The 23558-nt window shown below is 69.4% G+C and carries 26 protein-coding genes; 12 read left to right on the top strand and 14 right to left on the bottom strand.

Annotation, left to right across the window (positions count from 1 at the left end; genetic code table 11):
• Both ACYQPG_RS13300 and ACYQPG_RS13295 read left to right on the top strand, forming a co-directional pair.
• Positions 1-2187, top strand: coding sequence for a primosomal protein N' (locus ACYQPG_RS13300; protein ID WP_461231122.1), 2187 nt, complete (start codon positions 1-3; stop codon positions 2185-2187).
• A 77-nt stretch (positions 2188-2264) separates the two neighbouring features.
• Positions 2265-2627 (top strand): SpoIIAA family protein, encoded by a 363-nt coding sequence (locus ACYQPG_RS13295; RefSeq protein ID WP_147854795.1) that lies wholly within the window; start codon positions 2265-2267, stop codon positions 2625-2627.
• 6 nt (positions 2628-2633) lie between these two features.
• Here ACYQPG_RS13295 and ACYQPG_RS13290 read toward each other — a convergent pair whose 3' ends face one another.
• From ACYQPG_RS13290 to ACYQPG_RS13265, 6 genes are all read right to left on the bottom strand, one after another.
• Positions 2634-3023: a hypothetical protein gene (locus tag ACYQPG_RS13290; RefSeq protein ID WP_419829607.1), complete on the bottom strand. Its 390-nt coding sequence runs from the start codon at positions 3021-3023 to the stop codon at positions 2634-2636.
• Between the two features lie 599 nt (positions 3024-3622).
• Complete coding sequence (locus ACYQPG_RS13285) at positions 3623-3829, bottom strand: Trm112 family protein (RefSeq protein ID WP_147854793.1); 207 nt, start codon at positions 3827-3829, stop codon at positions 3623-3625.
• Between the two features lie 13 nt (positions 3830-3842).
• A complete protein-coding gene (locus tag ACYQPG_RS13280; protein ID WP_147908799.1) occupies positions 3843-4508 on the bottom strand; it encodes an LON peptidase substrate-binding domain-containing protein in 666 nt (221 codons plus the stop codon).
• Between the two features lie 61 nt (positions 4509-4569).
• Positions 4570-5484 (bottom strand): thioredoxin, encoded by a 915-nt coding sequence (gene trxA / locus ACYQPG_RS13275; protein WP_147908798.1) that lies wholly within the window; start codon positions 5482-5484, stop codon positions 4570-4572.
• A 72-nt stretch (positions 5485-5556) separates the two neighbouring features.
• The gene (locus tag ACYQPG_RS13270; protein ID WP_147908797.1) at positions 5557-6024 is read right to left on the bottom strand and encodes a hypothetical protein; all 468 of its coding nucleotides are present in this window, start codon (positions 6022-6024) and stop codon (positions 5557-5559) included.
• Between the two features lie 91 nt (positions 6025-6115).
• The gene (locus ACYQPG_RS13265; RefSeq protein WP_419829606.1) at positions 6116-7090 is read right to left on the bottom strand and encodes a glutathione S-transferase family protein; all 975 of its coding nucleotides are present in this window, start codon (positions 7088-7090) and stop codon (positions 6116-6118) included.
• A 235-nt stretch (positions 7091-7325) separates the two neighbouring features.
• Between ACYQPG_RS13265 and ACYQPG_RS13260 the strand changes: the two genes are divergently transcribed.
• Entirely contained in the window at positions 7326-7550 is a 225-nt protein-coding gene (locus ACYQPG_RS13260; protein ID WP_147908795.1) for a hypothetical protein, read from the top strand.
• Here the strand turns inward: ACYQPG_RS13260 and ACYQPG_RS13255 are convergent.
• Entirely contained in the window at positions 7544-8497 is a 954-nt protein-coding gene (locus ACYQPG_RS13255; protein WP_461231120.1) for an alginate O-acetyltransferase AlgX-related protein, read from the bottom strand. The two genes, ACYQPG_RS13260 and ACYQPG_RS13255, sit on opposite strands and share 7 nt — an antisense overlap.
• A gap of 157 nt (positions 8498-8654) precedes the next feature.
• On the opposite strand from ACYQPG_RS13255, the gene ACYQPG_RS13250 reads away from it, so the two are divergent.
• The 4 genes from ACYQPG_RS13250 (at position 8655) to ACYQPG_RS13235 (ending at position 12660) form a co-directional block, all read left to right on the top strand.
• Positions 8655-9761 carry an SPL family radical SAM protein gene (locus ACYQPG_RS13250; RefSeq protein WP_461232465.1) on the top strand — a complete coding sequence of 369 codons (1107 nt, stop codon included), beginning with the start codon at positions 8655-8657 and terminating at the stop codon, positions 9759-9761.
• Between the two features lie 26 nt (positions 9762-9787).
• A complete protein-coding gene (locus ACYQPG_RS13245; protein ID WP_147938405.1) occupies positions 9788-10306 on the top strand; it encodes a 2'-5' RNA ligase family protein in 519 nt (172 codons plus the stop codon).
• A 31-nt stretch (positions 10307-10337) separates the two neighbouring features.
• A complete protein-coding gene (locus tag ACYQPG_RS13240; RefSeq protein ID WP_461231119.1) occupies positions 10338-11096 on the top strand; it encodes a phosphatase PAP2 family protein in 759 nt (252 codons plus the stop codon).
• A 265-nt stretch (positions 11097-11361) separates the two neighbouring features.
• Complete coding sequence (locus ACYQPG_RS13235; protein WP_147908792.1) at positions 11362-12660, top strand: Gfo/Idh/MocA family protein; 1299 nt, start codon at positions 11362-11364, stop codon at positions 12658-12660.
• A gap of 6 nt (positions 12661-12666) precedes the next feature.
• On the opposite strand, the gene flgH is transcribed toward ACYQPG_RS13235, so the two are convergent.
• The 4 genes from flgH to flgF are packed head-to-tail and all read right to left on the bottom strand — an operon-like array spanning position 12667 to position 16177.
• Positions 12667-13413 carry a flagellar basal body L-ring protein FlgH gene (gene flgH / locus ACYQPG_RS13230; protein ID WP_147855644.1) on the bottom strand — a complete coding sequence of 249 codons (747 nt, stop codon included), beginning with the start codon at positions 13411-13413 and terminating at the stop codon, positions 12667-12669.
• Between the two features lie 31 nt (positions 13414-13444).
• Complete coding sequence (gene flgA, locus ACYQPG_RS13225) at positions 13445-14596, bottom strand: flagellar basal body P-ring formation chaperone FlgA (RefSeq protein WP_461231118.1); 1152 nt, start codon at positions 14594-14596, stop codon at positions 13445-13447.
• A 34-nt stretch (positions 14597-14630) separates the two neighbouring features.
• The gene (flgG, locus tag ACYQPG_RS13220; RefSeq protein WP_092038758.1) at positions 14631-15422 is read right to left on the bottom strand and encodes a flagellar basal-body rod protein FlgG; all 792 of its coding nucleotides are present in this window, start codon (positions 15420-15422) and stop codon (positions 14631-14633) included.
• A 14-nt stretch (positions 15423-15436) separates the two neighbouring features.
• Positions 15437-16177 carry a flagellar basal-body rod protein FlgF gene (gene flgF, locus ACYQPG_RS13215; protein ID WP_147896360.1) on the bottom strand — a complete coding sequence of 247 codons (741 nt, stop codon included), beginning with the start codon at positions 16175-16177 and terminating at the stop codon, positions 15437-15439.
• Positions 16178-16434: 257 nt separating this feature from the next.
• Here flgF and fliL point away from each other — a divergent pair, with 257 nt between their 5' ends.
• The 5 genes from fliL (at position 16435) to ACYQPG_RS13190 (ending at position 20788) form a co-directional block, all read left to right on the top strand.
• A complete protein-coding gene (gene fliL / locus ACYQPG_RS13210) occupies positions 16435-17001 on the top strand; it encodes a flagellar basal body-associated protein FliL (RefSeq protein ID WP_147908790.1) in 567 nt (188 codons plus the stop codon).
• A gap of 55 nt (positions 17002-17056) precedes the next feature.
• The gene (gene fliM, locus ACYQPG_RS13205) at positions 17057-18271 is read left to right on the top strand and encodes a flagellar motor switch protein FliM (protein WP_378995020.1); all 1215 of its coding nucleotides are present in this window, start codon (positions 17057-17059) and stop codon (positions 18269-18271) included.
• A 19-nt stretch (positions 18272-18290) separates the two neighbouring features.
• Positions 18291-18797: a DUF6468 domain-containing protein gene (locus ACYQPG_RS13200; RefSeq protein ID WP_147938337.1), complete on the top strand. Its 507-nt coding sequence runs from the start codon at positions 18291-18293 to the stop codon at positions 18795-18797.
• The gene (locus tag ACYQPG_RS13195; RefSeq protein ID WP_246692624.1) at positions 18794-19651 is read left to right on the top strand and encodes a MotE family protein; all 858 of its coding nucleotides are present in this window, start codon (positions 18794-18796) and stop codon (positions 19649-19651) included. The genes ACYQPG_RS13200 and ACYQPG_RS13195 overlap by 4 nt, the downstream gene beginning before the upstream one ends.
• Positions 19652-19996: 345 nt before the next feature.
• Positions 19997-20788: an FkbM family methyltransferase gene (locus tag ACYQPG_RS13190; protein WP_419829602.1), complete on the top strand. Its 792-nt coding sequence runs from the start codon at positions 19997-19999 to the stop codon at positions 20786-20788.
• 25 nt (positions 20789-20813) lie between these two features.
• Here the strand turns inward: ACYQPG_RS13190 and ACYQPG_RS13185 are convergent, their stop codons facing one another.
• The 3 genes from ACYQPG_RS13185 to ACYQPG_RS13175 are packed head-to-tail and all read right to left on the bottom strand — an operon-like array spanning position 20814 to position 23558.
• Entirely contained in the window at positions 20814-22130 is a 1317-nt protein-coding gene (locus ACYQPG_RS13185) for a leucine-rich repeat-containing protein kinase family protein (RefSeq protein ID WP_461231117.1), read from the bottom strand.
• Between the two features lie 4 nt (positions 22131-22134).
• The gene (locus tag ACYQPG_RS13180) at positions 22135-22326 is read right to left on the bottom strand and encodes a DUF1192 domain-containing protein (protein ID WP_147938335.1); all 192 of its coding nucleotides are present in this window, start codon (positions 22324-22326) and stop codon (positions 22135-22137) included.
• 11 nt (positions 22327-22337) lie between these two features.
• Positions 22338-23558 carry a phosphopentomutase gene (locus tag ACYQPG_RS13175; RefSeq protein WP_147910564.1) on the bottom strand — a complete coding sequence of 407 codons (1221 nt, stop codon included), beginning with the start codon at positions 23556-23558 and terminating at the stop codon, positions 22338-22340.

Below are 23558 nucleotides of genomic sequence, written 5' to 3'. Positions count from 1 at the left end.
ATGCCCTTTGTCGCCGAGATCCTGATCCCGCTGGCGCTCGATGCGCCCTACAGCTACGCCGTGCCCGGCGGCCTCGACCTCGCGGTCGGCGACGTGGTGCAGGTGCCGCTCGGGCCCCGCGAGATCGTGGGCGTCGTCTGGGGCTTGGCCGAGACGGCCGGCGGCTCGAACCTGCGCCCCGTGACCGGCACCCTCCCCTACGCACCGCTCTCGGAGCCGCTGCGCAGTCTGGTCGACTGGATCGCCCGGTACACCCTCGCCCCGAAGGGCTCGGCGCTCGCCATGGTGCTGCGCCTGCCCGACGAGGCCGCCGCCGCCGAGACCGCCCGGGTTGCGGTGCGCCTCACCGACAAGCCGCCCTCACGGCCGACCGCGGCGCGAGCCAAGGTCGTGGCGACGGCCGCGGACCGTGCGCTGCGCGGCAAGAGCGCGCTCGCCAAGGAAGCCGGGGTCTCGCTCTCGGTAATCGACGGCCTGATCGACGACGGCGTCCTGGAGACCATCGCGGTCGAGCCCGAGCCGGTCGCCCTGCCCCCCGAGCCGGACTTTCCGCGCACGCCGCTTTCGCCCGCCCAGGCCGAGGCGGTGACGGAACTGGTCGAGCGGTTCCCGTGGCTGCAACCCGACGCGGAGGCGGCCGACAACCGGCCGATCCTGCTCGAGGGCGTCACCGGCTCCGGCAAGACCGAGGTTTATTTCGAGGCGGTCGCGGCCTGCGTCCGGGCGGGGCGCCAAGCGCTGATCCTGATGCCCGAGATCGCCCTCACGGCGCAGTTCCTCGACCGGTTCGCCCAGCGCTTCGGGGTCCGGCCGGCGGCCTGGCATTCCGGCATCGGCGGCAAACGCCGCGAGCGACTGCGGGCCGCGGTGGCGGCCGGCGAGGCTCTGGTGGTGGTGGGCGCGCGCTCGGCGCTGTTCCTGCCGTTCGCCCGCCTCGGCCTGATCGTCGTCGATGAGGAGCACGAAGCGGCCTACAAGCAGGAGGACGGCGTCCACTACCACGCCCGCGACATGGCGGTGGTGCGCGGGCGCCTGGAGGGCTGTCCGGTGGTGCTGGCCTCGGCGACGCCGTCGATCGAGACCCGGGTGAACGCGGCGCGCGGGCGCTACCGCCACGTGCTGCTGCCGGAGCGGTTCGGCGGGCGGCGCCTGCCCGACATCGCCGCCATCGACATGCGCAAGGACCAGCCCGAGCGGGGCCGCTTCCTCAGCCCGCCGCTGGTCAACGCCGTGAAGCATACCCTGGAGCGGGGCGAGCAGGCCTTGCTGTTCCTCAACCGCCGGGGCTACGCACCGCTGACCCTGTGCCGGGCCTGCGGGCACCGCTATCAGTGCAAGAACTGCTCGACCTGGCTCGTGGAGCACCGGTTCCGGCGGGCGCTCGTCTGCCATCAGTGCGGCTACACCGAGCGGCGGCCCGACGCCTGCACCGAGTGCGGCACCTTCGACAACCTGACCGCGTGCGGCCCCGGCGTCGAGCGGATCGCCGAGGAGGCCGCCGCGCTGTTCCCGGACCGGCGCATCGTCGTGCTGTCGAGCGACTTTCCCGGTGGCGCCGACCGCCTGCGACAGGAGCTGGAGGCGGTGGCGGCCGGTGAATGCGACCTCGTCATCGGCACGCAGCTGGTGGCCAAGGGCCACAACTTCCCGAGCCTGACCCTGGTCGGCGTTCTGGACGCCGATATCGGACTGACCTCTGGCGATCCGCGGGCGGCGGAGCGCACCTTCCAGCTGCTTCAGCAGGTCACCGGCCGGGCCGGGCGCGGCGACAAGCCCGGCCGGGCGCTGGTCCAGACCTACCAGCCCGAACACCCGGTGATCGCCTCCCTGTTGTCGGGGGATGCGGAGCGCTTCTATCAGGAGGAGATCCACGCCCGCGAGGCGGCGGGGCTGCCACCGTTCGGGCGGCTCGCCGCGCTGATCGTCTCGGCCGCCGAGCGGGAGGTCGCCGAGGCGCACGGACAGGCGCTCGCCCGCGCCGCCGATCCGCCGGAGGGTGTGATGGTGCTGGGGCCCGCGGAGGCGCCGCTCGCCTTGGTCCGGGGCCGCTACCGCTTCCGGCTGCTGGTGAAGACGGAGCGCAACATCGACATGCAGGCCTATCTGCGCGCCTGGATCGCCCGCGGCCCGAAGGTGCGTGGCAACGTCCGGGTCGCGATCGATGTCGACCCGCAGAGCTTTTTGTAAGACAGTGCGGCCACGGGCAGCGGACCCGCGGCCGGAGATCGGCGGCGGGACGCGTGCGGTTCCCGGAGGAGCGATCAGTGCTGAGCTATACCAAGACGCCGGACTCGAACGTCGCCGAGATCGTGGTCGACGGCAAGATCTCCGACGAGGAGATGAACGCCGCGATGAATGCCATGAAGGCGGACCTCGACAAGGGCGGCAAGATCAAGCTGCTCGAGGATATCCGCGCCTTCGAGGGCATGGAGCCGGCCGCCTTCTTCAAGGACCCGCGCTTCGGCATCTCGATGATGAAGAGCGTCAGCCATGTCGCCCTGGTGACGGATGCGCCCTGGCTGAAGGCATTGGCCGAGACATTCAATTTCGTCTCGCCGACCCAGATCAAGGTGTTCGAGCGCGCCCGCCTCGCCGAGGCGCGGACCTGGCTCGCCGGCGCCGCCTGACCGTCGTCAGTCGGCCTGCGCGGTGCGGTCGTTCCTGCGCCGCGCGGTCCAGTGGCCGGAGCATAGGGTGGCGACCTTCCAGGTGCCCGAGCCGGTACCGGCCTGAAGCCGCCCGGTTCCGGTCCCGCTCGCCGTCCCGGTGGTGACGGCGAGACCGACGCTGCCGTCGGCGCCGACATGGCCGCTCACCCGGGCTCCTGCCTCGCCCGAGACCAGCCGAACCTGGCCCTCGCGGATCGCCAAGGCGTAGGTGTAGCGGGCGTTGCATAGCCCGCTCTCGGTCACGAGTTCCACCGACCACGTTCCGTTGTTCGCGCCCGGTGCGGCGTGGGCCGACGGGGATATGGCGGAGAACAGGCCGGCGGCGAGAGCCGCGGCGGCGACCAGTTTGATCATGCGGGTATCTCTTTCAGCAAAGCGCGCGCCGCCGGTCATGGCGCGCCGGGTCACACTCGTCGATGGAGGATGACGCAATGCTGAATGAGGGAAGCGGCAAGAGTATGGCTGCACGGTTTTTGGGTGAGATCAGGATCTGCGCCTCGATGAGGCGGAAATAGTCACGCCGCGCTCTGCGATTGCTTGGCCGTATCATTGATTGGGGAACGTTCATCCACGCCGTCCTCGAAGGCGGCGTGTGGAACGGGTGCGCCCGGGCCCGGCGTAGCATTCTTCTCGACCCGCGCCCGGATTTTCAGATTGCGCCTTGGCACGGGGAACAGACGCGCCCGCCCATACCGTCGAGCTCGTGCATCGCAGGGCGAGGCATCGGTCCCCCGCGCCGGCGCGAGAGACGAGATGTCCATTTCGGGCTGGACAGCGCGACGGCAGGATGAAGAAAAAGTCCTCTGCCGTCAGGGAGAGAGGAGGTACGGCGCACCTGGCGGAACGCGCTGCGTGACCGTCGCAGCCCGTCCTGGAGCGGCAGTACGAGGCCGGTGTTTCGTCGAGCGGCGCGGACCATGTCCGCCCGACCGCGTGTCCCGGCCCCGCGCGTCTCAATCCGTCAGTGAGCGCGCCTCTTCCGGCAGCATGATCGGGATGCCGTCGCGGATCGGGTAGGCGAGCTTCGCAGAGCGGCTGATCAGTTCCTGGCGGGCGGAATCGTATTCGAGCGTGCCCTTGGTCAGCGGACAAACCAGGATCTCAAGGAGCTTGGGGTCCACGCGGGTCGCCTCGACGGTGGTTGTGAGGTCGTTGGTCATCGGTCGTGCGAGCCTATTGCATCGTCGGCTCGGGGCCGGAGCCGCGAACCAGTTCCATCTGCGTGACCGCGATCAGGATTTCCGCCCGGGTCTTCAGGTCGGGGGCCTCCAGCATCGCCTGCTTCTCGCGAACGCCGAACGGACTCATCATGCAGAGGGCGTTGACCAGCGCCTCGTCTGGCGCCTCGTCGATCCCGTCCCAATCCACCTTCAGATCGTTCGATTCCACGAAGTCGCGCAGTGCCTTGAGGACGCCGTCGCGGTCGACCAATTCCTCGCCCGCCCGCGGCTCGAAGTCCACCGCGAAGTCCTCGTAGGAGACGTGGCAGCGGCGGTAGGTGCTGGTGGAGGCCAGCTCGCTTTCGACCCGGAACCGGCTGATGCCGGTCAGCGAGACGAGGTAACGGCCGTCGCCGGTCTCGGCGTATTGCGTGATCCGTCCCACGCAGCCGACCCGGTAGAGCTTGGGGTTCGCCGCCCCCGACCCTTCCGGATCGGGCTGGATCATCCCGATCACCCGATCCGTGCGCATCGCGTCGTCGATCATCGACAGGTAGCGTGGCTCGAAGATGTTCAGGGGCATCTGGCCGCGCGGCAGCAGCAATGCGCCGGGCAGCGGAAAGACTGGGATGACGGCGGGGCAATCCGCCGGGCCCTTGTAGCTCGCATGGGTGCTCATGGCGCCTCCCGGATGGGCCTGATGCTGGGGCGGAATATCCGCCCCAGGGCGAGCCGAAGTGTCATGAGAACAGGAGCGCCGAGAGCTTGCGTCGTCCCCGGATCGTGTCGGGATCCATCACGCCCCAGGCCTCGAAGAACTGCAGGAGCTGCTTGCGCGCCGCATCCTCGTTCCATTCCTTGTCGCGCTTGCGCAACTCGATCAGGTGATCGACCGCTTGTCCGCGCTCGTTCGCGGCGGCGAGACCCAGAGCGAGGTCGAACCGCGCCTGGTGGGCGTCCGGATTGGCGTCGACCTCACGCTGCAATCCCGTGAGGTCGCCGAGCGAGGCGGCCTGCTCGGCGAGTTCCAGGGCGGCACGGACGCCGGTGAGCGCCGGGTCGGCGGCCTTTGCGTCCGGGACCATCGCCAGCACGCGCTTGGCATTCTCGATCTCGCCGGCGTCGAGCTGCATCTTCGCCAGGCCGGCGAGCGCCGCCACGTTGTCGGGCTGCTGCTCCAGGACCGCGGCGTAGATCTCGGAGGCGCCCGCAAGGTCGCCCTCCTCGATCAGGGCGGCGGCGTCCGCGAGTGCCAGCTCGACCGGATCCTGGGCGGGGCCCGCGACACGGTCGATCAGCTCCTTGATCTGGCTTTCCGGTACTGCACCCATGAAGCCGTCGACGGGCTGGCCCTTCTGGAACACGATCACGGCCGGGATCGACTGGATCCCGAGCTGGCCCGCGATCGAGGGATGGTCGTCGATGTTCATCTTGACCAGCGCCACGGCGCCCTTGGCCGCCTTGACAACCTTCTCCAGGACCGGCGTGAGCTGCTTGCAGGGGCCGCACCAAGGCGCCCAGAAATCGACCAGGACCGGCCGGTGCATCGACTCGGCGATGACATCCTGTCGGAAGCCCGCGGTCGTCGTGTCCTTGATCAGGGCATCGGTGTCGCCGGCCGGAGCGGCGCCGCCGGCAAGGGTGTCATTCAGCATTGGCCTAGCTTCGGAACTTTTTTCGTGGAGTGCCTTAGATGGGGCTTCGGACCGGGTCTGACCAGTCCAAACTCACCGGGCCGGCGCCCCGGGTGCCCCCTTCTCCGCAGCTTTGGCGGCCGTTACAAAGGTTCCGGCGAAGGCGCGGCCATCCGCCGTGCTGGCCTCGCAGGTGATCGCGGTGCGGCCGGGCTCCGGGGCCGAGAAGCGGCAGGCGCCGATCGCCAGCGTCGGCGTCCCGTCCTTGCCGACCATCACCAGGTTGATCGGCTGCAGCGGGTCGGTCTCCTCGGTCGCCTCCTGCTGTGCGCCGTTGCCGCTGAAGCTGATGGTCTGGCCATCCTTAGCGGAGAAGTCGAAGCTCGTGCGGTTGCGGTTGACGGCATTCATCAGCACGTCGCTGCAGGACGCGCTGAGATCCTGGCCGTTGACGATCAGCTTCTCGCACGACCCTTCCAGCCGGAGCGCAGCCTGCGCGTGCGCCGTGCAGGGGAGGCCGAGGAGCGCGCAAAGCAGCGCGAGGCGCAGTCGGTTCGTCATGGCAGGCCTGTCTCCTCCGTTTGCGGTCGAACTAGGCGTCCTGAACGGTCTGTCGAGGGAGGCGGGCCTGCCGGGCGGGATCGGCCTCCGCTCAACCGAACCGTAGGGCACGGTCGTTTGGGGCGGTAAGATCGAGTTCTGGACCGAGCGGTACGATCCGGGTCGGGTTGATGGTCGGATGACTCTCGTAATAGTGCCGCTTGATGTGCGTGAAATCGACTGTCGAGGCCACACCGGGAAGCGCGTAGAGGTCGCGCAGATAGTTCGACAGGTTGGGATAATCCGCGATGCGGCGCCGGTTGCACTTGAAATGCCCGACATAGACGGCATCGAACCGCACGAGCGTCGTGAACAGGCGGATATCAGCCTCGGTCAGTCGGTCGCCGCAGAGATAGCGGCCCCGGTCGAGGCGCTCCTCCAGCGCGTCGAGTTCGGAAAACAGCGCCTCGAAGGCTGCCGCGTAGGCGTCCTGCGCGGTGGCGAAGCCGGCCTTGTAGACGCCGTTGTTGACCCGGTCGTAAACCCGCTCGTTGATCGCGTCGATCGCAACGCGCAGATCCTCGGGGTACAGGTCCGGCCCGGTCTCCCCGAAGGCGCTGTTGAGCATCCGCAGGATCTCGGCGGATTCGTTCGACACGATGGTGCCGCGCTTGCGGTCCCACAGCACCGGCACCGTGACGCGGCCGGTATAGGATGAGTCCGCCGCCCGGTAGACCTCGTAGAGGCGGCTGGCGCGATGGATCGGGTCCGGCGTCGCCCCGGGCGTGTCTCCGAACACCCAGCCCTCGGCACCCATGTGCGGATCCACCACCGAGACCGTGATCGCCTCCTCCAGGCCCTTGAGCGCCCGCCCGATCAGGGTGCGGTGGGCCCACGGGCAGGCCAGCGAGACGTAGAGGTGATAGCGCCCCGGCTCGGCCCTGAAGCCGCCCTCCCCTGAAGGACCGGGTGCTCCGTCGGCGGTCACCCAGTTGCGGAAGGACGAGGCCTTTCGCTCGAACCGGCCTCCGGTCGAGGCGGTGTCGTACCACTGGTCGCGCCAGACGCCGTCGACGAGGAGGCCCATGGTGATATCCCGGTTCAGATGGTCGTCGAAGCGAGATGGGAGCCCGGACGGCTGCGGAAAGGGGCCGGCGGCGCCGTCCGACTCGGTTCCGGCGTGCGCCCCAGCCTCGTGCAACGCAGGCTTGCGCGAACGCTTCTATTGCAGTGCAGCATAATCGGCCATTTTCCGGCCACCCGCCCGCTTCTGCGCATCCGCAGCGCCCCCGGCTCGGCGGGAGACTGGATGGAGCTGAGAGATGTCGTTCGCGCTGGTGCCCGTCGCTGAGGCGGCCCTGTTCACCCTGGGGTGTCTGTTGATCCACACCCTTAAGCGGCATGCGGACGTGGTCACGGCGACGCTCGCCTGCGTCGCCACCCTGCTCGTGCTGATGATCGGGATCGCCTGCGCCCCCGAATCCTTCGTCAAGTATCAAGGGGCCAGCATCACCGAGTTCGCCCGCCTGGACCCCGCGATCTACTGAGCCGCGGTGGCGCGCCCGGCGCCGTTCATCTGCGCCAGCCGCCCGCCGGTCCCGCGCTGGCCAGAGACCGCCACGTCGAAATCGTCCCGCGGCAGCCGCGCCAGGAATCGCTCGGCCAACTCGAACAGCAGGATGTCGGGGCGCACGCGTTCGATGTAGCCCCAGTCGAGGCTGGCCGACCAGACAAAGTGAACCTCGCGGAAGCTTTCGGCCAGCAGCCCGGTCAGCAGGAACGGGTCAAAATGCGCGCAGGAATCACCGAACAGCACGAGGCGGCGCGGGTCGGCGCCCTCCGCCTCGTTCCGGAAGACGACGTGGGCTCCGACATGGGCCTCCCGGTCGCGCCCCTGCGCCTCGTAGGCGGCGAGCAGCGGGCCGACCTCGACCCGCTTGGCGTCGCGCAGCAGCATGAACCGGTTCAGCCGCTCCAGTGGGCGCTCTCTGAGTTTCTCGCCGAGGTCCATCACGGCTTCGGTGACGAGTTGCGGCCGCGCGCCGATATCGGCCGGCGGGATCGAGCCCAGCGCGCGCATGATCTCGCGATAGGCCAGGAGGCAGCCCTCGATGGTCCAATGCGTGTCGGTGCGGAGGTAGAGCGGCACCAGGCCGTCACGGCCCGCCCGGAGGGGCGCCAGGAGATCGAGGTAGGCCGGATGCCGGGCCAGGCGTCGCGCCAGACGGCGTGTGGAGGCCTTGCCCGGGGCGTAACGCAGCCCGTCGGTCTTGTCGTCGTAGACCGACAGCTTCTCCGGCACGATCACGTGAAGGCAGCGGATCCCGAGACGCTCCGCGCGCCGGGCCCGGGCTTCGATCAGCCGCGTCCAGCCGCGCAGGAGCAGCCAGTGCCGCAATCCGCCCCGGTAACGGTCCAGGACGCGGTTGGTGCCGCCGATGAGGAACAGCCATCCGTCGCGGCCGACATGTACGCTCTCCCTGCCTGCAGCCATGGCGGTGCTTTAGAGCCGTTCCCGATCACCTTGCAATCGGGAACGGCGACAGGCCTTCAATGCGGCGAGCGCTTCGGCCGCACGCTGCCGGGTCGCCGAGGCCGGACCCGCCCGGGGTGGCGTGCGTTCGACAGACATGTCGTCCAGCGCTGCCCTGATGCCCGCCCCCTCGCCGGTTGAAAGCCACGGCTCGGCCTGTGCCCGTCCGGCCCGGCTCTGGCGCCCGCGCCGAGTGCTGGTAACCCCGGCCGCGCTGGATTTCGCGCATGGGCGTGCCATGGTCGCGCGGGCCGAGGCGATGGGGCTGCCCGTGGAGCGGCTCGCCGCCAACCGCCTCACCGGGCTGCGCGACGCTGATCCGCGCCGGGCCTACACCGCTGCCAAGGCGACCCTCGCCATTACGGTGGCGCCGCCGACGAAGCTGCGGTTGCAACCGATCCCGCCCTCGGCCGACTGGCGCTTCGACCTCGCGGAGGGCTGCCCGGCCCATTGCCAGTATTGCTACCTCGCCGGCTCGCTCCAGGGGCCGCCCTTGACCCGGGCCTACGCCAATCTCGACGCGATACTGGGCAACCTCGCGGGCTATGCCGGCCAGGGCGCCGTGACCTCCGCGTCCACTGAGCGCGCTCACGAGGGCACGACCTTCGAGGCGTCCTGCTACACGGATCCTCTGGGCATCGAGCATCTCACCGGCTCGCTCTCGGCGGCGATTCGGCATTTCGGCGCTTGGAACGCGCCGGTGCAGTTGCGCTTCACCACGAAGTTCGCCGCCGTCGCCCCGCTCCTCGACCTGCCGCACAACCGGCGCACGCGGATCCGCTTCTCGGTCAATGCCCGTCCCGCTTCCCGCTACGAGGGCGGCACCGACCCGCTCGACGCGCGGCTCGCCGCCATGGCCGCGATGGCGCGGGCCGGCTATCCCGTGGGCCTAACCATCGCGCCGATCATCCCGGTACCGGATTGGGAGGCGGCCTATGCCGGGCTGATCCGCGATGCCGCCGACGCGCTGGCGGGCATCCCCGATCTGGACCTGACCGCCGAACTCATCACCCACCGCTTCACGCCGATCTCGAAGGCGGTCCTGCGCGGCTGGTACCCGGGATCGGACCTGCCCCTCGACGAGGCCGACCGCGTGGAGAAGCGCACCAAGTTCGGCACCGTGAAGCACGTCTTCCCGAAGCCCTTGATGCAGGCGATGCGCACGCATCTGACGGATCGCCTCGCTCGCGACCTGCCGGCCGCGCGGGTGCTCTACTGGACCTGAGCGGTTTTGGCGCCATGTCGCGTCTCATGCATGACGCGGCCCCCCTGATCCTGACGCTCGCCTTCGACGAGCCGACTTTCGCGCGCTTCGACGGCGAGCGCCGGCGCAACTTCCCGGAGGCCCTGAACTTCATCCCGGCCCACGCGACGCTGTTCCACCACCTGCCGGGGGACCGGGAGCGCGGGGTGATCGAGGCGGTGACGACGCTGGCCCGGACGGTGCCGGCGCCTGGCGTCGCCGTCACGGGCTTGCGCTTCACGGGCCGCGGCGTCGCCTACGTCCTCGAATCAGAGTCGCTGTCGAACTTCCGGGCTCGGCTGGCCAAGGCCTTCGAGCCCTACTTGACGGCGCAGGACCGGCAGGGTTGGCGGCCACACGTGACGGTGCAGAACAAGGTCACCCCCGACAAGGCCCGCGCGCTCCACGCCGACCTGTCGGCCGGCTTCGCGCCGTTCCACTTCACTGCGCCCGCGACGCAACTGTGGCGCTATCTTGGCGGTCCCTGGGAGCCCGTCGCCACGCTGGCCTTCGGGGAGAATGCCTAATGGTTCTCACGCCGACCGGAAGGGGAGCGCCATGAGGGCGCCGGGTGGCCTGCAGCGCTATCCCCTGACCGGGCGCGCGATGTCGGTCTGGCTGCGCCTTCGGCTGAACGAGGTCGGGCCCCTCGTGGCTCTGCTCGGGGTCAGCATCCTGGGCTACAGCTTCTTCTACCTCGCCCACGAGGTCGGCGAGGGCTCGACCGCGGCGCTGGACCGCAAGATCCTCCTGGCCCTGCGCAATCCCGCCGACCTGTCCGACCCGATCGGGCCGCCCTGGCTCGAGGAGACGATGCGCGACATCACCGGGCTCGGCAGCGTCTTCACGGTCCTGTTCCTGACCTGTGCGGTGGCGGCCTACCTGGCGGTCTCCGGACGCCGGCGGATCAGCCTGTTCGTGCTCGCCGCGGTCGGCAGCGGTGAGCTAATCTCGACGGTGCTGAAGCTGTTCTACCAGCGGCCCCGGCCGGACCTTGTCCCGCACGGCATGGAGGTCTTCACGGCGAGCTTCCCGAGCGGCCACGCCACGATGTCGGCGATCGCGTACCTGACCCTGGCGACCCTCATTGCCCGGCTCGACCGCAATCGCAGCGCGAAGGCCCTGGTTCTCGGACTTGGGGTCGGCCTGACGCTGCTGGTCGGACTCAGCCGGATCTATCTCGGCGTTCACTGGCCGAGCGACGTGCTGGCCGGGTGGTGCATCGGCGCGGCCTGGGCGTCGCTGTGCTGGTTCGTCGCCCTCCAGCTTCAGCGGCGGGGCGAGGTGGAGGCGCCCGATCCCCCGCCGCCCGCCTGACCGGACGATCAAGGTAAACCGGAGGTTGAGGGGGCCTTCGGGTCCCATCCGCGAGGCGACGGAGGCGGCCTCCGAGTCGGATTCCGGCGGCCCGCCGCCTGACCGACAGTGAGGCGGAGGTCGCGCGTCTGCGCGCCGCGCTGCTGTCCGGAAACGACCGGATGCCGGCCTGCGTTCACTGACGGGACAGCGTTGATCGCGGACGCTCGTCCCATGTCGCGGCGATTCGCTGCCGTGACCCGGATCCAGCGAAACGGCGAGGCTCATGGCGGACGACACCCGACTCTCACGACGCACCCTCCTGGCCGCGGGGGGCGCCCTGGCCGGCGCTGGCCTCGGCAGCACCGCCCAGGCGGCCCAGCTCGGCCCGGCGGTTCCGGCCGATACCGGCGCTGTTCAGGGCGGCCGCGTGATGTTCCCGAACTGGCGCGGCCCGGCCGACCGGCCGCCGGCGCCGAGCCCGGCGCCGCAGCCTCCGGGCCAGCGGGTTGGCTATTGCGTCGTCGGCCTCGGGCGTTTGAGCCTCGACGAGATCCTGCCGGCCTTCGGGGTTACCAAGCGCTCGCGGTTGGCCGCGGTGATGTCGGGAACCCCCGACAAGGCCAAGCTCGTGGCGCGGCAATACGGCCTGCCCGAGGATGCCGTCTACGGCTACGACGAGTGGGATCGGCTGAAGGCCAACCCGGCAATCCAGGCGGTCTACGTCGTGACGCCCAACAGCGTGCACCGGGACAACGTCCTGGCCGCCGCGGCAGCCGGAAAGCAGGTGCTGTGCGAGAAGCCAATGGCGGTGGCCTCGCAGGAGTGCCGCGACATGATCGCGGCTTGCAACCAGGCCAACGTCAAGCTGATGATCGCCTATCGCTGCCAGTACGAGCCGCACAACCGCGCGGTGATCAAGCTCGCCCGCTCAGGCGAGTTCGGGCGTCCCCGGCTGATCCAGGCGTTCAACGGCCAGACGAGCGGGCTGCCTGAGCAGTGGCGGCTCAAGAAGGCGCTCGCGGGCGGCGGATCGCTGCCGGATATCGGGCTCTACTGCCTCAACACCACCCGGGCCGTCCTCGGCGAGGAGCCCGACCTGATCCAGGCCCAGATCCACTCTCCGCCCGACGATCCGAAGTTCCGCGAGGTCGAGGAGACGGTCACCTTCACGATGCGCTTCCCGTCCGGGGTGATCGCGCAATGCACGTCGAGCTACGGCGTGTACGAGGCCCGGAGCCTGACGCTCCACACCGGGAGCGCCTCCGTCGATCTGCAGAACGCCTTCGCGTACGAGGGCCAGCGCCTGTTCGTGTCCCACCGCGACGGCAAGAACGGAACCCGCGACGAGAAGGTTCTGAGCCCCAAGAACCAGTTCGCCCTCGAGATGGACCACTTCTCCCGGTGCATCCAGGAGAACCTGCGTCCCCGCACCCCCGGCGAAGAGGGGCTGCAGGATCAGGTGCTCATGGAGGCGATCTACGAGGCCGCGCGCACCGGTGCGCCGGTGAAGGTCGGGCCGCCCGCGGGGGCCGCCTCGGGCCTCGACGTGACCCGCGGGCCGGAGCCGGAGGAGCCGAGCTGAGAGCGCTCAGAACGGCAGCAGGATATCCACGATCTGCTGGCCGTAGCGGGGCTGCTGCACGTCGGTGATCTGGCCGCGGCCGCCATACGCGATGCGGGCCTGGGCGATCTTGGTCGAGTCGATGGTGTTGTCGGACTCGATGTCCTCCGGCCGGACCACGCCGGCCACCACCATCTCGCGAACCTCGAAGTTGACGCGGATCTCCTGCTTGCCCTCGACCACCAGGTTGCCGTTGGGCAGCACCTGCGTGACCACCGCGGCGACGTTGGTGGTCACGGTCTCGGCCCGCTGGACCGAGCCGGCGCCGTCGTTGGCAGTGGCCGAGGTGGCGGCGAGCAGCGCCGTGCTGCCGACGCCGAAGGACTTGCCGACCGCATTGTTCTCCAGCCCCAGGGCGTTCGGCAGGCCGAAGCTCTCGGTGTTGGCCCGGGACCGCTTGGTCTCGTTGTTGATGTTGGCCTTGTCGGTGACGTTGACCTTCACGGTCAGCAGGTCGCCGAGCCGGGCCGCCCGCTGATCCTTGAAGAACGCCCGGGAGCCGGTGCGCCAGAGCGAATTCGGCGCGTAGGAGACCGGCTGCACGTCGGGCATCGGCATCCGGACAGGCTTGTAGCCCGGCTGGGTGGTCGGATCCTCGATCGCCGACAGCGCCGGGGTGGCGCCGACCTGGGACAGCCGGTCGGCGGTGTTGCAGGCCCCGAGGCCGGCGAACAGCACGGCGACGAGCGGGGTCAGGGCGAGGCGGCTGGTCATCGGGAAACTCGTTGACGCATCGGATGGGCGATCAGCGCAGGGACGCCGTCGCCTGGACTTGCGGGGCCGCGGCGGCCTGCTGAGTCGTGGAGGCGGGGCCGACCGAGACCCGGCCGGGGCCGATCACGGTAGCCTGGAGGACCTTCTTCGAGGCCACATTCACGACGTTGACGACCGCGCCCATCCGGCCGGCCTCGTTGGCCAGCCCGCGCATCGACAGGCTGACGCTGGCGGTCTCGTACACGATGGTCACGCTCTCGCCCCGGGCCACCAGCTCCGGCAGGGCGGTGTCGGAGACCCGCAGCACCGTGCCGGCCGGCAGCGCGTGCTGGGCGACCTCACCCAGGACCGCCGTGGCGCCGGCCTGCGCGTCGGCCGCGACCATCTCGCGGGGGCGGCGCTCGACGACGAGGTCGCCGTCTCGCACCGGATCACCCCGGTTGAGCGACCGGGTGAGCACCGCCACCTCGCGCAGTTCGACCACCACGCCCGAGACCCGGAGCGATGCCTGCCGCTCGCCGAGACTGACGAGACCCGTGACGCGGCGGGAGCGCGGATCGTAGGTCAGGTCGAGGGCCGTGGCCTGACCGGCGAGGTCAACCGGCGCCAGCAGCGTCGGGCCGTCGCCGTCGAAGCGGACGGCCACGCTGCGCGGATCGAGGCCGTAGCCCGTCTCCAGGGCGCGCTTGAGCGCGGCCTCCAGATCCGGCGGTCCCAGGCGTCGCGCGGCGCGCTGCACGGCGATCTGCATCCGGCCACCGGTCTCCAGGCCGGTCAGGCCCAGGGCTGCGGCGGCCTCGACGATGCGGCGGGTCTGGATCGTGCCGGTGGCGCCGAGCGCGGGTGAGCGGAACAGCGGCCGCGCGGCGAGCGCGTCCGGCGCGCCCTCGACGAGGTCGGACAGGGCGAGCACATCGCCGCGGGCGGTCACGTCTCCGCGCAGGCGCGGCTGCGCCTTCTGAGCCTCGTTCTGCGGGGGGGCGGTCTGGGCCATCGCCGGGATCGCAAGGGCGCCGATGGCCGCGAAGGTCAGGAAGGCGAGCGCCGCGCGCACAAGCACTGCGGCGCCGGGGGGCGCCACCCGCGGGCGGGTCCGGCGGACGATCGGGTTGAGGTCGCTCTCGTCCGTCGCCGTGCTGACGAGGGGCAGGTCGGCAAGGTCGATCTGGGAGCCGGCATACATGATCGGAGACCTGAAGTGAGGGCAGGACGCGCGGTCAGCTGCGGAACATCTGCGAGGTGGTGGAGAGCATCTGGTCGGCGGCGGTCACGACCTTCGAGTTCATCTCGTAGGCGCGCTGCGCGGCGATCAGCGACGAGATCTCGGTGACGGCGTTCACGTTCGCCTCTTCCAAATAACTCTGCTGAAGGTTTCCAAATCCTTCCGCTCCCGGCAGGCCGCTGATCGCCGGCCCCGAGGCCGCCGTCTCGATGAACAGGTTGTCGCCGATCGATTCGAGGCCGACCTTGTTGACGAATCGCGAGAGCTGGAACTGGCCGAGCGCCTGCGGCGCGGTCTGCCCGGGCAGCGTCGCCTGGACGGCGCCGGTAGCGCTGATCGTGACCGCGGTCGCCGTCTGCGGCACGGTGATCGCCGGATCGAGCAGGTAGCCGTCGCGGGTGACGAGCTGGCCGGTGGCCGAGAGGTCGAACGAACCGTCTCGGGAATAGGCGGTGCGGCCATCCGGCATCGTCACCCGGAAGAAGCCCTCGCCACGGACCGCGACGTCGTAGTCCTTCTCGGTCGAGCTCAGCGTGCCCTGCGACATGACGCGGGCGGTCGAGGTCGTCTTCACGCCCGAGCCGAGGGCGAGGCCGGCGGGAAGCTGGGTGTTCTGCTCGGAAGTCGAGGAGCCGGCTCGGCGCAGGTTCTGGTAGAGCAGATCCTGGAAATGCACCTGCTGGCGCTTGTAGCCGGTGGTGCGCAGGTTCGCGATGTTGTTCGAGATGACCTGGACGTTCAGTTCCTGGGCCGCCATGCCGGTGGCGGCTGAGTAAAGGGCGCGCATCGGTCGAGCCCCCCTTACGCGACGTCGGCGAGGCGGCGGATCGCCGTGCCCCGCAGGTCGTCGAGGCGGCTGATCATGCTCGACACCATGGCATAGGAGCGGTTCACGTCCATCAGCCGGGTCATCTCGATGACCGGACGGACGTTCGAGCGCTCCAGCGCGCCGGATTCCAGGCGGCCGTCGAGTCCGGCCGCGCGGGCCGGCTCGGGCGACGCGTAGAGGTTGCCGCCCTCGTTGGTGAGACGCTGCGGGTTTGCGAAGGTGACGAGCTTGATCTTGCCGCGGATGCCGAGGTTGGTCGACACGGTGCCGTCGAGGCCGATCGTCAGCCCGGTCTCCTGCTGGTTGATGGTGATCGGCCCGCCGTCGCCGACGACCTTGTAGCCGTCGCTGGTCACCAGCGCGCCGGTCGGGTCGATCTCGAAGGCGCCGTTCCGGGTGTAGCGCTCGCCTTGGGGCGACTGCACCGCGATGAACGCCGAGCCCTTCACCGCGACGTTGAGCGGGTTGCCGGTCTGCTCGATCGGCCCCTGCCCCAGGTCCAGCGTCGTGCCCTGGTCGATGACGTAGGAGAGGCGCCTGTCCGGGCGGGCGAACGAATCCGCGCTGGCCACCGGCATCAGGTATTCCTGGAACCGCGTGCTCCGGCCCTTGAAGCCGGTGGTCGAGACGTTCGCCATGTTGTTGGAGATGACGTCCAGCTCGCGCTGAAGCGCCACCTGGCTCGACACGCCGACGAAGAGGGCATTCTGCATCGTGGACTCTGACACTCGCGTGCCGCGGTGGCGGCAACGATCCATTCAGCATCCGCTGTGCCAACGCTCAAAAATCCAAATTTGCATGCAAATTGAATGATTTGCGCGACGCTCCGGCAACCACCCGGATGGGTCGGGCCTGCGCTACGGCAATCCTGGCCCGGCAGGATTTGCCCGCTTAACGACGCGTTAACCGTAATGCTCCGATATCCGGTCATACCCGGCACGCGGATATCCGCGAGAGAGTATTATTTCCCATGGCCAAGAAGCCCAAAAAGGCCGCCGAAGAGGGCGAAGCCGGCGCCGAGGCGGCTCCGAAGGGCAAGAAGAAGCTCATCATGATCGGGGCGGCCGTGTTGCTGGTCGTCGTCGGCGGCGGCGGTGCCTTCATGATGATGGGGTCTGGCGGTGGCGGTGAGGGCAAGGAGGCTGCCTCGGGCGGCGGACATGGTGGTGGTCACGGCGGCGGGCACGGCGACGCCGCCAAGGGCGTCGGCCCGGACGGCAAGAAGCCGATCGTGTTCGTCGAGATGCGCGAGATGCTGCTGAACCTCAGCCCCGACGCGCCACAGGAGAAGGCCAAGTACGCCAAGCTGCGGCTCGCCCTGGAACTCAAGGATGCCGGGGTCGAGGACGAGGTGAAGCCCCTGATGCCGCGCATCGAGGACACCCTGCAGGTCTACATGCGCGAGCTGCGTGCGAGTGACCTCACCGGGTCGGTCGGGCTCTACCGGCTGCGCGAGGAGTTGCTGCGGCGCGTGAACGTCGCCGTCTATCCCGCCAAGGTCGAGGCGGTGCTGTTCAAGGACGTGATCGTCCAGTGACCGACCCGTCGGCCCTGGCGGTCACCGCGAACCAGGCTTCTAGCGGACGCGTCTGATGGAACCCGAGGACGAACTTCCCGAAGACGACTGGTCGGCCGCCCTCCTGGAGCAGGGCGCCGAGGGCGGCGACACATCGCTCGCCGAGGAATGGGGCGCGGCGCTCGCCGAGCAGGGCACCACGCGCAACGCCGGAGACGTCGCCGCCGAATGGGCGACGATGATCGAGGACGGGGAGAGCGACAACCTCCCCGAGCTCGCCGGCAACGACCGGGTGCTGAACCAGGACGAGATCGACGGCGTCCTCGGCTTCTCGATGCGCGAGCTCTCGGCCTCGGGGGCCGGGGGCGTTCAGGCCATCGTCGACTCGGGCGTCGTCCAGTACGAACGCCTGCCGATGCTGGAGATCGTCTTCGACCGGATGATCCGGTTGCTGTCGACCTCCCTGCGCAACCTGTTCCAGGACAACGTCGAGGTGACGCTGGACAACATCACCTCGGTGCGCTTCGGCGACTATCTCAACGCGATCCCGCTCCCGACCCTGCTGGGCGTGTTCCGCGCCGAGCAATGGGAGAATTCCGGCCTCGTCACAGTCGATTCGAACCTCGCCTACGCGACCTTCGACCTGCTGCTCGGGGGCAAGCGCGGTGGCTCGTCGAGCCGTCTCGACGGACGGCCGTTTACGTCGATCGAGATGACGCTAGTGCGCCGCCTCGTGGAGATCGTGCTCGGCGACCTGGAGATGTCGTTCCAGCCGCTCTCGCCGGTGACCTTCGGCATCGACCGGATCGAGACCAACCCGCGCTTCGCCACCATCACCCGCCCCGGCAACGCCGCGATCCTGATCAGCCTCCGCCTCGACGTCGACGGGCGCGGCGGCATGCTGCAGATCCTGTTCCCCTACGCGACCATCGAGCCGATCCGGGAACTGCTGACCCAGAGCTTCATGGGCGAGAAGCTCGGCCGAGACCATGTCTGGGAGGGCCACCTCGCCACCGAGATCTGGCAGGCCGACGTCACCATGGAGGCGGTGCTGCACGAGATGATGCTGCCGCTCAAGCAGGTGATGCGCCTCAAGGTCGGCGACACCCTGATGTTCGACGCCAAGCCCTCCGACCTGATTGCGGTGCGCTGCGGCGACTGGGCCCTCACCCAGGGACGGATCGGCCAAGTCGACGGTAACATCGCCGTGCAGGTCACCCGGCCCCTGCGCCGCTCGCGCACGACCATCCAGGCCTACGAGGCCTCAATGAACAGCCACACAGACGTCTAGCGTGCGATAGGTCCGGATCATGAGTCTCTTCGTCACGCTCGCCGCCGACATCCTGGTCGCCGTCCTCCTGGCGGCCACGATCGTCACCTGCCTGCGCCTGTCGCGCCGGATCAGCCAACTCAAGGGTGACGAGGCGGCCTTGCGCCAGACTATCGGCGACTTAATGGTCGCCACCAGCACCGCCGAGCGCGCTATCGCGGGGCTGCGCTCGGCGATCGATGACGGCGACCGCACCCTGACCACGCGGATCGAGGCCGCCACAGCCCGCTCCGCCGAACTGGCTGCGCAGGTGGAGGCCGGGGAGACCGTCGTGATGCGCATCGGAGCGATCGTCGCGCAGATGCGGGCCGCGCCGGTCCGGTCCGAGCCGCCGTCCGCCCCGCGGCCGGTCCCCGAGCCCGAGGCTCCCGCGACGCGCCGGTCCGAGCCCGCGAGCCCCAACGGCGAGCGCCTCGGCGCCGCCGCCGCCGCGGCCCTGGCCATGAGCGAGCGCGCCCTCGCCCGCGTCCGGGCGCGCGCCGCGTGACCGGCGTCCCGGCCCCGAAGATCCCGCCGGCACCCAAGCCGACCCCGCAGGCGCCACGCACGGACGCCACGGCCCTGCGCCGCCCGCGGTTGAAGCCCGTGCGGCCGGTGCGGCTGCGCCTGATCGATGCCGTGGCGATCGCAGCCGGCGGCCTGCTGCTGCTCAAGCTGCTCACCCTGGGGCAGGTCGGCCTGCCGGGTGCCGGAACCCTGCCCGAATACGGCCGGGCGGTGGCCCGGGCGCGCACCGGCTACGAGCCCCCCGATCCCGGTACCACCGGCTCGGTCGGCGCCAAGGAGGAGACGGCCGCGGCACCGATCGAGAAGCCGTCGGAGATGCCCGCGCCCGAGCCGGCGAAGGCGGCATCCGGTTCCCCGACCGAACGCGCGCTCCTGGAAAAGCTCGGCGCCCGGCGCGACGCGCTGCGGCAGAAGAACGACGAGCTGGAACTGCGCGAGAAGATGCTCAACGAGGCCGAACGCAAGCTCGAGACCGGGCTGGGCGACCTCAAGCAGGCGGAGGAGAAGGTCGATTCGGCTGCCAAGGCCCGCGAGGACGCCGAGAAGCAGGGGCTCAAGAACATCGTCACGATGTACGAGACGATGAAGCCCAAGGATGCTGCCCGGGTGTTCGACCGCCTCGGCCAGGACGTGCTGGTGCCGATCGTGCTGGCCATGAACCCGCGCAAGATGGCCGAGGTGCTCTCGGCGATGCAGCCCGATACGGCCGAGCGCCTCACCGTCACCCTGGCCAACCGGGCGCGCGGGGTCGGAACTGCGCAGGCGCAGGTCGGCGCGGCCCTCCCGGCGAACGAGTTGCCGGCGATCGATCCGGGACCACCGCTGTCGCGATAGGCTCGCGAGGCCCTCCGGTCTCACGCCGATGCGGCAGCGCCTCCCGGCCTCCGCCTCGGTCGACGATGACGAATGGAGATCGCCCGGTGTCCCGGTGTCGAAGGGCGAGGCCGGGTCTTTCCTGGATGCCCGCGCGGCGACCTGGTCCCGGAGCAGGCAAGGGTTTTCGGGAAATCGTATCGTCTGCCGGCTCGGGACCGAACTGAATCGGTGCCGATCGCATGAGATGCGCTGCGCAGTGTCCTTGACATTACAGTAAAAACATTTACTGCGCTGCGCAAATTCATGTATCTGGGCCGGACGGTGATGACTTCGAGGGAATATCTCCTTTCCGGTGCGTCTAGCTTGGCCGGCAAGCTGTTAGACAATGTTGCCATCCAAAAGATGTTATTCAACGCTTTGCGCCTCAACAGGAAGCAGGTACGACGGTTCGTATTGGATCGCGATGCGACGTTCCTTGCGTATTGCCTTGCGCGAAGGTCTCAATCGAAATCGCAGATTTTGCAGGATCTCTGGGTTTGCTTCGAGCTGGGCGAGAAGATCGGCGGCTACTTTGTAGAATTCGGGGCCACGAACGGCAGGAAGAACAGCAACACGTGGCTGCTCGAAAAAACACTGGGGTGGAAGGGGATTCTTGCGGAGCCGAATCCTATCTGGCACGCCGCGTTGGCGGCCGAGCGAGACGCCGCGATCGAACACAGATGCGTTTCGTCCCGGTCGCACGAGACGGTCACCTTCATCGCGACCAACGACTCGGATCCCGAATTGAGCGGCATCGCCCGTTTCGCTGAGTCCGACCATTTCGCCGAGACGCGCAGCCGCGGGCAGCGCATCGAGATTGAAACCATTTCCCTGGACGATCTGCTCGACGCCTACGCGGCGCCGCCTTGCATCGATTACCTGTCGATCGATACCGAGGGGAGCGAACTCGACATCCTTTCGGCTTACAGCTTCAGCCGAAAATTCAATGTCCTATCTGTCGAGAACAATCCGAAGAACGAGGTCGCGATCGACGCGCTTCTCGCTGCGAAGGGATATGTCCGGGTTTTTCGGCAGTTCTCCCAGTGGGATAGCTGGTACGTATCCGGGGAACTGAGGGCTGAAGGACCGGTGATCGTGGCGGCCCCGGATGCATGATCGTCATCCCGGATCGCGAATGGCTTTAGGTTAAGCACCGGTCAAAGGTTTCGCCGGTCGTGATCGCTGAGATCACTTCCGCCAGATCGGGCCGGTTCGTCGGGGTCGGTTGCAGGCAGGCCTCCACAAGCGTCTGCAGCCCGTTCAGGGCCCCGTCGCTGCGGTCCAGCAACTCGCTCAGCAGGATCCCCACCGCCCGCACCTCGATCCGCTTCAGCGCCGCACCGTCTTCGCCAGCAGGCAGCGCCGAGGCGGCGCCGAAATCGCTGAGCACGGCGGCGCCGGTTGCGGCATTCCACAGCGTGTTGTGGGCGTAGACGTCGCCGTGGAGCAGGCCACGCCCGTGCAGATGGGCCACGGCTTCGGCCACCGCGCCGGCGATGCGCAGGCCATGCCCTGTGGCAAGCGTCAGGGTGGGGTCGTAGACGTCACGGCTGCAACTCGCGAGGCTCGGCGGGCCGGCGAGCACGCGCCACTGGGCCGGCAAGAGCCGGAGCAGCAAGCCCTGCGCACCGTCGGGATGGTCGACGAGCCGGCCGAGGGCGCCTGTGAGCGCCGGATGGGTTCCGGCAGCGAGGCAGGCTTCCATCTCGCGCTCCGGCAGACCGTCGCTGGTCATCGCGCCCTTGAACAGCTTCAGCGCAACCTCCTGCGGGCCAGTAGGTCCGCGCCAGACGGCGCGGTGGACCCGGCCCGAGGCACCCTCCCCGAGCAAATCGCCGACCTCGAGCGCGGTCCACGGAACGGCCGCCGCCGGTGTGGGCTCCGTCGGCGGTTCGGCGGGATTGCCCGCGTAGGAGATCCAGGCGAGGCGCGGCAGGCGTGCCAGCCAAGGCGGCAGCGCGTCGAGACGGTTGCAGGATAGGCGGATCAGTTCGAGGTTCTGCGCCTCCGCCAAGCTCTCGGGCAGATGCGCGATGCGGTTGCCCGACAGCATCAGCTTCTGCAGCAGCGGCCGTGCCCCCAGCGTGTCCGGCAGCGTCTCGATCCGGTTGTCCGTGAGGGTGAGCCAGCGCAGGTCGCGTGGCAGCGCCTCCGCCGGCACCTCCCGGATGCCGCATCCGCGAAAGCCGAGCTGGCTCAGCGTCGGGCATTGGCCGAGGACGGACGGCAGCCGCGCGAACGGATTGCCGGAGCAGAACAGCACCCTCAGATTCTGGAGGCGGCCGAGATCGACCGGCAGATCGGCGAGGCTACCACGCCCGAGATCCAGCACTTCCAGGGTGTCTGCGAGGCCGAACACCTCCTGGGGAAATTCAGCGAGTCCGTCCGGCAACCGCAGTTCCCGGGCGCCCGCGAGATCGCCGCGCCGCAGGGCCGCGAGGGTTTCGGTCCGATCCAAGATGTCAGCCCCGCTTGAAAAAGGCGTCGGCCGCGCCTTGTGCGGCCTGCTTGGTCGCCCGGGCCGCCTCGATCCGCGCGATCTCCTCTCGCAGCAGCGCGACGCGCGCGTCGAGGTCGGAGAGCGACAGCGTGTCGAGAGATTGCCCGATCTCGTGGGCGACGGCCTTGCGCGGCCGCTCGTCGTCGTCTCGCATGTCTCGGCTCCCTACAGGAACGATTGGCCGGCGCCATCCCAGGCCAATCCGAGATGGGCCGCCAGGGTGGCGCCGATATCGGCGAAGGTGTCCCGCCGGCCGATCGATCGGGACGCGACACCGGGGCCGAAAGCCAGGACCGGCACCTGCTCCCGCGTATGGTCGGTCCCCGGCCAGGTCGGGTCGTTGCCGTGGTCGGCAGTGATCACCGCCAGGTCGCCGGGCCCGAGCGCCGCCAGGATCTCCGGGATGCGGGCGTCGAACGCCTCCAGTTCCGCGGCGTAGCCGGGCACGTCCCGGCGGTGGCCGTGCTCCGTGTCGAAATCCACCAGGTTCACGAAGATCAGCCCGCCCTCGGGCAGATCTCCCAAGGCGTCCAGGGCCGCATTGAGGCAGGCCGCGTTCGCGCCAGGCTTGATCTCGCGGCCGGTGGCGCGGTGGGCGAAGATGTCGCCGATCTTGCCGACGCTGACCACGGCCCGGCCCTCGGCTTCGGCCCGGTCGAGCAGGGTTTGCCCCGGGGGGGCGACCGCGAAATCCTTGCGGTTGCCGGTCCGGCGGAAGCCCGCCGCCACGGAGCCGATGAACGGCCGGGCGATCACGCGGCAGACCCGGTAGGGGTCGCATAGGCGGCGCGCGGTCATGCAAAGCGCGTAGAGGCGCTCCAATCCGAACGCCTCCTCGTGGGCGGCGATCTGGAAGACGCTGTCGGCCGAGGTGTAGCAGATCGGCCGACCGGTCCGGACGTGCTCGGCGCCGAGTTCGTCGATGATGGCGACGCCGGGCGCGTGTCGGTCACCCAGGATTCCGGGCAGGCCGCCTTCCGCGATCAACGCCGCCGTCAGCGCGGCCGGGAAGGCTGGTTGGCTGTTCGGGAAATGGCCCCAGGGTTCGGGCATCGGTAGCCCGGTGATCTCCCAATGGCCGGATGGGGTGTCCTTGCCGGCGGCCGTCTCTACGGCATGTCCGTAAGCGCCCTCCGGCTCACCTGCGGGGTCGAGGTTCGGAGGCATACGGCCCGAAGCTCCGGCGGCCGCCAGACCCAGCCCGAGGCCGGCGAGATGGGGCAGGCGCAGAGGGCCGGCGCGCAGGCCCGCCCGGTCGCCGCGCCCGGCCGCGCAGGCCTCGGCGATATGCCCGAGCGTGTCGGACCCAGTATCGCCGTACGCTGCGGCGTCCGGGGCGCCGCCGATGCCGACGGAATCGAGGACGATGAGGAGGGCGCGCGCCAC

Source organism: Methylobacterium sp. CM6246 (assembly GCF_054818005.1).
The sequence above is the reverse complement of the archived record's forward strand: the minus strand, read 5'-3'. Positions and strand labels throughout refer to the sequence as shown.

Bases quoted from the DNA above. Each gene is read 5' to 3' on its own strand.
- ACYQPG_RS13300 (WP_461231122.1), top strand. From the start codon at position 1: ATGCCCTTTGTCGCCGAGATCCTGATCCCGCTGGCGCTCGATGCGCCC.
- ACYQPG_RS13290 (WP_419829607.1), bottom strand. From the start codon at position 3,023: ATGATCAAACTGGTCGCCGCCGCGGCTCTCGCCGCCGGCCTGTTCTCC.
- ACYQPG_RS13285 (WP_147854793.1), bottom strand. From the start codon at position 3,829: ATGACCAACGACCTCACAACCACCGTCGAGGCGACCCGCGTGGACCCC.
- ACYQPG_RS13280 (WP_147908799.1), bottom strand. From the start codon at position 4,508: ATGAGCACCCATGCGAGCTACAAGGGCCCGGCGGATTGCCCCGCCGTC.
- trxA (WP_147908798.1), bottom strand. From the start codon at position 5,484: ATGCTGAATGACACCCTTGCCGGCGGCGCCGCTCCGGCCGGCGACACC.
- ACYQPG_RS13270 (WP_147908797.1), bottom strand. From the start codon at position 6,024: ATGACGAACCGACTGCGCCTCGCGCTGCTTTGCGCGCTCCTCGGCCTC.
- ACYQPG_RS13265 (WP_419829606.1), bottom strand. From the start codon at position 7,090: ATGGGCCTCCTCGTCGACGGCGTCTGGCGCGACCAGTGGTACGACACC.
- ACYQPG_RS13260 (WP_147908795.1), top strand. From the start codon at position 7,326: ATGTCGTTCGCGCTGGTGCCCGTCGCTGAGGCGGCCCTGTTCACCCTG.
- ACYQPG_RS13255 (WP_461231120.1), bottom strand. From the start codon at position 8,497: ATGGCTGCAGGCAGGGAGAGCGTACATGTCGGCCGCGACGGATGGCTG.
- ACYQPG_RS13250 (WP_461232465.1), top strand. From the start codon at position 8,655: ATGCCCGCCCCCTCGCCGGTTGAAAGCCACGGCTCGGCCTGTGCCCGT.
- ACYQPG_RS13245 (WP_147938405.1), top strand. From the start codon at position 9,788: ATGCATGACGCGGCCCCCCTGATCCTGACGCTCGCCTTCGACGAGCCG.
- ACYQPG_RS13240 (WP_461231119.1), top strand. From the start codon at position 10,338: ATGAGGGCGCCGGGTGGCCTGCAGCGCTATCCCCTGACCGGGCGCGCG.
- ACYQPG_RS13235 (WP_147908792.1), top strand. From the start codon at position 11,362: ATGGCGGACGACACCCGACTCTCACGACGCACCCTCCTGGCCGCGGGG.
- flgH (WP_147855644.1), bottom strand. From the start codon at position 13,413: ATGACCAGCCGCCTCGCCCTGACCCCGCTCGTCGCCGTGCTGTTCGCC.
- flgA (WP_461231118.1), bottom strand. From the start codon at position 14,596: ATGTATGCCGGCTCCCAGATCGACCTTGCCGACCTGCCCCTCGTCAGC.
- flgG (WP_092038758.1), bottom strand. From the start codon at position 15,422: ATGCGCGCCCTTTACTCAGCCGCCACCGGCATGGCGGCCCAGGAACTG.
- flgF (WP_147896360.1), bottom strand. From the start codon at position 16,177: ATGCAGAATGCCCTCTTCGTCGGCGTGTCGAGCCAGGTGGCGCTTCAG.
- fliL (WP_147908790.1), top strand. From the start codon at position 16,435: ATGGCCAAGAAGCCCAAAAAGGCCGCCGAAGAGGGCGAAGCCGGCGCC.
- fliM (WP_378995020.1), top strand. From the start codon at position 17,057: ATGGAACCCGAGGACGAACTTCCCGAAGACGACTGGTCGGCCGCCCTC.
- ACYQPG_RS13200 (WP_147938337.1), top strand. From the start codon at position 18,291: ATGAGTCTCTTCGTCACGCTCGCCGCCGACATCCTGGTCGCCGTCCTC.
- ACYQPG_RS13180 (WP_147938335.1), bottom strand. From the start codon at position 22,326: ATGCGAGACGACGACGAGCGGCCGCGCAAGGCCGTCGCCCACGAGATC.